This is a genomic window from Vibrio sp. Evd11, from assembly GCF_900382755.1.
Classification (GTDB): domain Bacteria; phylum Pseudomonadota; class Gammaproteobacteria; order Enterobacterales; family Vibrionaceae; genus Vibrio; species Vibrio lentus.
Map to the genome: position 1 here is coordinate 1 of NZ_OSDX01000117.1, position 5,340 is coordinate 5,340.

The following is a 5,340-nucleotide window of genomic DNA, read 5'->3' on the forward strand; positions in this document are numbered from 1 at the left end:
ACCATCACGTGCGCCGTCACGGTTGCCACGGTAGCCACCACGACCGCCATTACCACCTTCACGGTTACCACCTTCGCGATTACCGCCTTCACGGTTACCACGGTAGCCGCCGCCATCACGACCGCCACGACCGCCATCACGACCGCCACGGTTGCCATCACGACCGCCGCCGCCACGACGAGGCTCACGGAAGTCGTTGAAATCAACAACTACAGCGCCAGCTTCTTTTTGACGAATGCGAAGTTTGCTTAGCTTACCAGCAGTTTCAGAGTTCATTGCTTTTGGCAGTTGAACGTAAGTAGAACCTTGGTCTAGCTTGATAGCACCGATAGAACCTTTAGTTAGGCCAAGTTCGTTTGCTAGTGCGCCAACGATGTCTTTAACCTGAACGCCTTGCTCACGGCCAACTTGTAGTTGGTACGTATCCCAATCTTGCGTATTGAAGTTACGATCGCCACGACCATTGTCACGGTCTTCACGACGCTCTTTGCGACGGTTCTTATCACGCTCAATAGCAGCGATCATTGGGTCTTCGCCAACGTAGAATAGAGGGCTCTTACCTTGCTGACGCTTAAGAAGCATTGCAGCTAGAGTAGCAGCATCAACTTCTAGAGATTCTTGTAGTGTAGAGATTAAACCTGCGAAGTTTTCTAGAGCTTTGCTCTCTTTCTCAGTTTCAAGCTCAGCACCAAGCTTAGCAACACGTGCAGCAGCAACTTCGTCACGTTGTGGAAGTTGGATTTCTTCCATTTGAGACTTAGTTACACGCTCGATTGTGCGAAGCATACGGATTTGGTTAGTGCGAACTAGTAGGATCGCTTTACCTTTACGTCCAGCACGACCAGTACGGCCAATACGGTGGATGTAAGATTCAACATCGAATGGGATGTCGTAGTTAAATACGTGAGTGATACGTGGAACATCAAGACCACGTGCTACAACGTCAGTTGCAACTAGGATATCGATAACACCTTGTTTGATGTGATCAACAGTACGCTCACGTAGAGACTGAGGAATATCACCGTGCAGTGCAGCAGCTTTAAAGCCACGTGCAGATAGCCAATCAGCTAGACGCTCAGTGTCTTGACGAGTACGTACAAATACGATTGACGCGTCAGTTTCTTCAGTTTCAAGAAGACGAGACATTGCTTCGTCCTTTTCTACGCCTTTAACAACCCAGTAGTTCTGCGCTACTTTGTCAACTGTGTGGTTAGTACCAGCAACGTCAACTTTAGCCGGGTTACGTAGGTAACGGTCAACAATAGTCTTAACCATTGGAGGCATAGTCGCAGAGAAAAGTACACGTTGTGCAGATTCTGGCGCTTGCTCTAGGATCCAAGTAACGTCATCTACGAAGCCCATTTTTAGCATTTCATCTGCTTCATCAAGAACAAATGTATGCGCTTCATCTAGGTGTAGACGGTCACGAGTTAGTAAGTCTTTAACACGACCTGGAGTACCAACAACAATGTGAGCACCGCGGCTTAGAGCACGCATTTGGTCAACAATTGAAGCACCACCGTAGATTTCAAGAACTTTAAGACCGTTGATGTCACGACCTAAGTTTTTGATTTCCGCAGCAACTTGAATAGCTAGCTCACGAGTAGGAGCCATGATGATTGCTTGTGGTTTGTGTTGGTTCAGGTTGATTTTGTTAAGTAAAGGCAGAGAGAATGCTGCTGTTTTACCAGTACCAGTCTGTGCTTTACCTAGTGCGTCACGGCCTTCAAGAAGAAGAGGAATAGCTGCTGCTTGGATTGGAGTCGGAGAAACGAAACCCATGCTATCAAGAGCTGAAAGAATGTTATCGTTAAGGGCTAATTCATTAAATTGAATTACAGATTCGGACATTGGGATCCCACTATATATAAGTAAACAAAAGGTCCCGGGAGCTCTATCAATTCCAATACTGATCCAATCAGATACTGATTCCATTCAGAGTTACGAAGCAGTAATAAAACACTTCAAGCCATTAGGGACGTCTAAGGGAGGCGGATTATTCCCTAAATGCATAAAAAAAGCCAGAAAAAATTGAAATACATCACATATTTTTCGGTTTTACATCAATACTGGCTATCATATCGTCAAAACTTGATGAATATCTCGTCACAGCACCAAACTTCGAGCAAATTGACCTAGTTAAATAAGAGGGCAATTAATTTACGCTCACTTCGCCTTTCAGTAGTAATCAAGCCTCGCAATGATTATAGTGTGCTCAATTGTCCTCGATAGATAAAAGTCAAATGTTTCAAGATAATCCTCTACTCGCTCAACTCAAACAGCAAATCCAAGAAACCCTCCCTAAAAAGGAAGGTACAATCAAAGCCACTGAAAAAGGGTTTGGTTTTCTCGAAGTCGATAACAAGACCAGTTTCTTTATCCCGCCGCCATACATGAAGAAATGTGTGCACGGTGACAAAGTTATTGCCATCATTCGCACCGAGAAAGATCGCGAAGTAGCAGAGCCTGAGGAATTGATTGAACAGGGTCTTACTCGTTTTATCGCTCGAGTGAAGTTGTTTAAAGGTCGTTTGAACGTAGTTCCTGATCACCCGCAACTGAAAAAGCTGCAACTTAAAGCGAAAGCAAAGAAGGGTCTAAACCCTGAAACGCTAAAAGAAGGCGACTGGGTTGTTGCTCATATCGTTCAACACCCGTTAAAAGGTGACAACGGATTCTTGGCTCAAATCTCTGAGAAAATCACCGATGCTGATGACAAGATCGCACCTTGGTGGGTAACGCTGGCACAAAACGACCTACCTAACAGCGAACCTGAAGGTATCGATGATTGGAAGATCAATGACGACGCCGATCTTGAACGTATCGACATGACACACGTCCCTTTTGTGACCATTGATGGTGAAAGCACAAAAGATATGGATGATGCGCTTTACGCGAAGAAGAAAGAGAACGGTGATTTTGAACTGACTATCGCGATTGCAGATCCTACGGCTTACATCTCTCCAGATGATGCGATGGATAAAGTGGCTCGTGAGCGTGGTTTCACTATTTACCTGCCTGGCCGTAACATTCCAATGTTGCCTCGTGATCTGGCTGACAACTTATGTTCACTGATCGAGAACGAAGTTCGCCCTGCACTTTGCTGCACGGTAACAGTATCTAAAGATGGCGTTATCGGTGATGACATTAACTTCTTCGCTGCAAACATCAAATCTCACGCTCGTCTTGCTTACGACAATGTATCTGACTGGCTAGAAACTGGCGCATCTGAGAAGTGGCAACCGTCAGAAGAGATCGCTGCGATTGTTTCTGACCTTCACCAATTTGCTCAAGCTCGTTCAGCGTGGCGTTCAGCGAATGCGGTTGTGTTCCCAGACCGCCCTGACTACCGCTTTGAGCTTAGCGAAGATAATGATGTTGTTGCTATCCATGCTGACATGCGTCGTAGTGCGAACAAGTTGGTTGAAGAATCTATGATCAGCGCGAACATCTGTGCAGGTCGAGTACTAAAAGAAAGCTTTAACCAAGGCGTCTTTAACTGTCACTCTGGTTTTAAAGCTGAGAAATTAACAGACGTTCTAGAACTGGTTAACCCAGAAGCAGAAACACCGTTTACAGAAGAACAGATCGTATCTCTGGAAGGTTTTGCTACTCTGCGTCGTTGGTTAGGCTCTTTAGACAACAGCTACTACGATAACCGTATTCGTAAATTCCAAGCGTACAGCGAGATCAGCAATGAACCTGCGCCGCACTACGCGATGGGATTAGACATTTACGCAACGTGGACGTCTCCAATTCGTAAATACGGTGACATGATTAACCACCGTATGCTTAAAGCACACATCTTAGGTAAAGCGCCAATTCAAACACCAGACGAAACCATTGGTGATGAACTTGCTCTACACCGCCGTCACCACGGTATGGCTGAACGTAACGTTGGCGATTGGTTATATGCTCGTACTCTAGCGAACGCTCCAGTTGAAGAAACTCGTTTCCAAGCAGAGATCTTCGACATTAACCGTGCTGGTATGCGTGTACGTCTACTTGAAAATGGTGCGGCTGCATTTATCCCTGGCTCTCTCATTCTTAATAATAAAGAAAGAATAGAGTGCAACGGTGATATGGGTACTGTATCTATCGATAAAGAAATGGTATACAAACTGGGAGACGTTTTAGAAGTAGTTCTCTCAGAAGTTAATCAGGAAAACCGTAACTTGGTAGCAAAACCTACACAAGTATTTGCGGACTTGCCTAGCGAGCCTGAAACAACAAACGAAACCGAAGCCTAATTTCTGATAGGTTTACTTCTAAAGGCGCTAATTATTAGCGCCTTTTTTGTAAATGTCTCATGCTTAAACAATACTAAAACCAATAAGCAACTCGTTTACAACGTCAAAGAAGCGCACTATGTCATCGATAACAGTTACTCAATTTAGAAACTTTATTCCCAGGAAACGGGAACGTTACCCCGCCTCTAAAAACGGTATTTTCATCGTTTCGAAAGGCAGTATTTCTTTCACCCTACCTGATGGTACTGAAGCTTCACTTCAAGCCGGCGATTTCACGCTATACAACTCCGGCCAAATTAAAGACATCGACGTTGATACTGAAAACGGTGAATTCAGCGCAACGTGTTTAGACTTCGATTTATCGATATTCCAAAAATTCATCAACCAGTCTGGAGATCTTGAGTCGTTACGCGTCCCTCAGGAATACATCAAGTTCGACCGAGCTGACATCCAAATACGTGAGCTGAAAGAGCTAACTATGTCTCTCGCTGATTCTTCTCCTAAAAATGACTACGCACTCACGCAACTGGGCTTAGCTCTACTTTCTTTGATGGTTGAGAAGCACCCAGCTCTACTCGTGATCATTGCTCGAGCTGCAAGACTTACCGTCACGCAGAAAGTTATCCACTACATAGAACAAAACATCGAAAACAATATTTCGTTAGATACGTTAGCCAGTTACATGGGCATGTCTCCTGCGACATTGAAGCGACGTCTATCCGCTGAAGACCTTTCTTTTTCAAACCTTTTGAAAATCAAACGTATTGCTCATGCCGCCACCCAACTCAGAACATCCGCTAAATCGATCACACAGATCGCTTATGAGTCTGGCTTTAAGAGTGCAGCGCACTTCAGCACCGCCTTTAAGACGTATCATGGCAAGACACCAAAAGACTTTAGATCACTGATTGCTCAAGCTCAGCAACCCCAAACTCGTTTCAAAACTTAAGCAGTATGGTTAAAAGTTTAACAACCTTGATTTAACAAAGAGGTGGTCGGGTTTAAACCAACTATACCCGTTCAACTTGAAGGTGCAGGCTTGAGAACTTGAAAATTATCATTAATTCGAGATGTCAAAGAGCCTGCGATC

At 44.7% G+C, this 5,340-nt stretch carries 3 protein-coding genes; 2 read left to right on the forward strand and 1 reads right to left on the reverse strand.

Annotated elements, in window-relative coordinates; all coding sequences use genetic code 11:
- Window positions 1-1,935 (reverse strand): DEAD/DEAH box helicase (locus ED652_RS23620; protein ID WP_122056347.1); only part of this gene is annotated, 1,935 nt, incomplete at its 3' end.
- Between the two features lie 308 nt (window positions 1,936-2,243).
- On the opposite strand from ED652_RS23620, the gene rnb reads away from it, so the two are divergent.
- Together rnb and ED652_RS23630 are read left to right on the forward strand one after the other, a co-directional pair.
- On the forward strand, window positions 2,244-4,250 hold the full coding sequence (rnb, locus tag ED652_RS23625; protein WP_017107851.1) for an exoribonuclease II: 2,007 nt from the start codon (window positions 2,244-2,246) through the stop codon (window positions 4,248-4,250).
- A 118-nt stretch (window positions 4,251-4,368) separates the two neighbouring features.
- Window positions 4,369-5,199 carry an AraC family transcriptional regulator gene (locus ED652_RS23630; RefSeq protein ID WP_065104577.1) on the forward strand — a complete coding sequence of 277 codons (831 nt, stop codon included), beginning with the start codon at window positions 4,369-4,371 and terminating at the stop codon, window positions 5,197-5,199.
- Window positions 5,200-5,340: the final 141 nt, after the last annotated feature.

What these genes read in the sequence shown, in the direction of transcription:
- rnb (WP_017107851.1), top strand. Translation starts at nt 2,244, where the DNA reads ATGTTTCAAGATAATCCTCTACTCGCTCAACTCAAACAGCAAATCCAA.
- ED652_RS23630 (WP_065104577.1), top strand. Translation starts at nt 4,369, where the DNA reads ATGTCATCGATAACAGTTACTCAATTTAGAAACTTTATTCCCAGGAAA.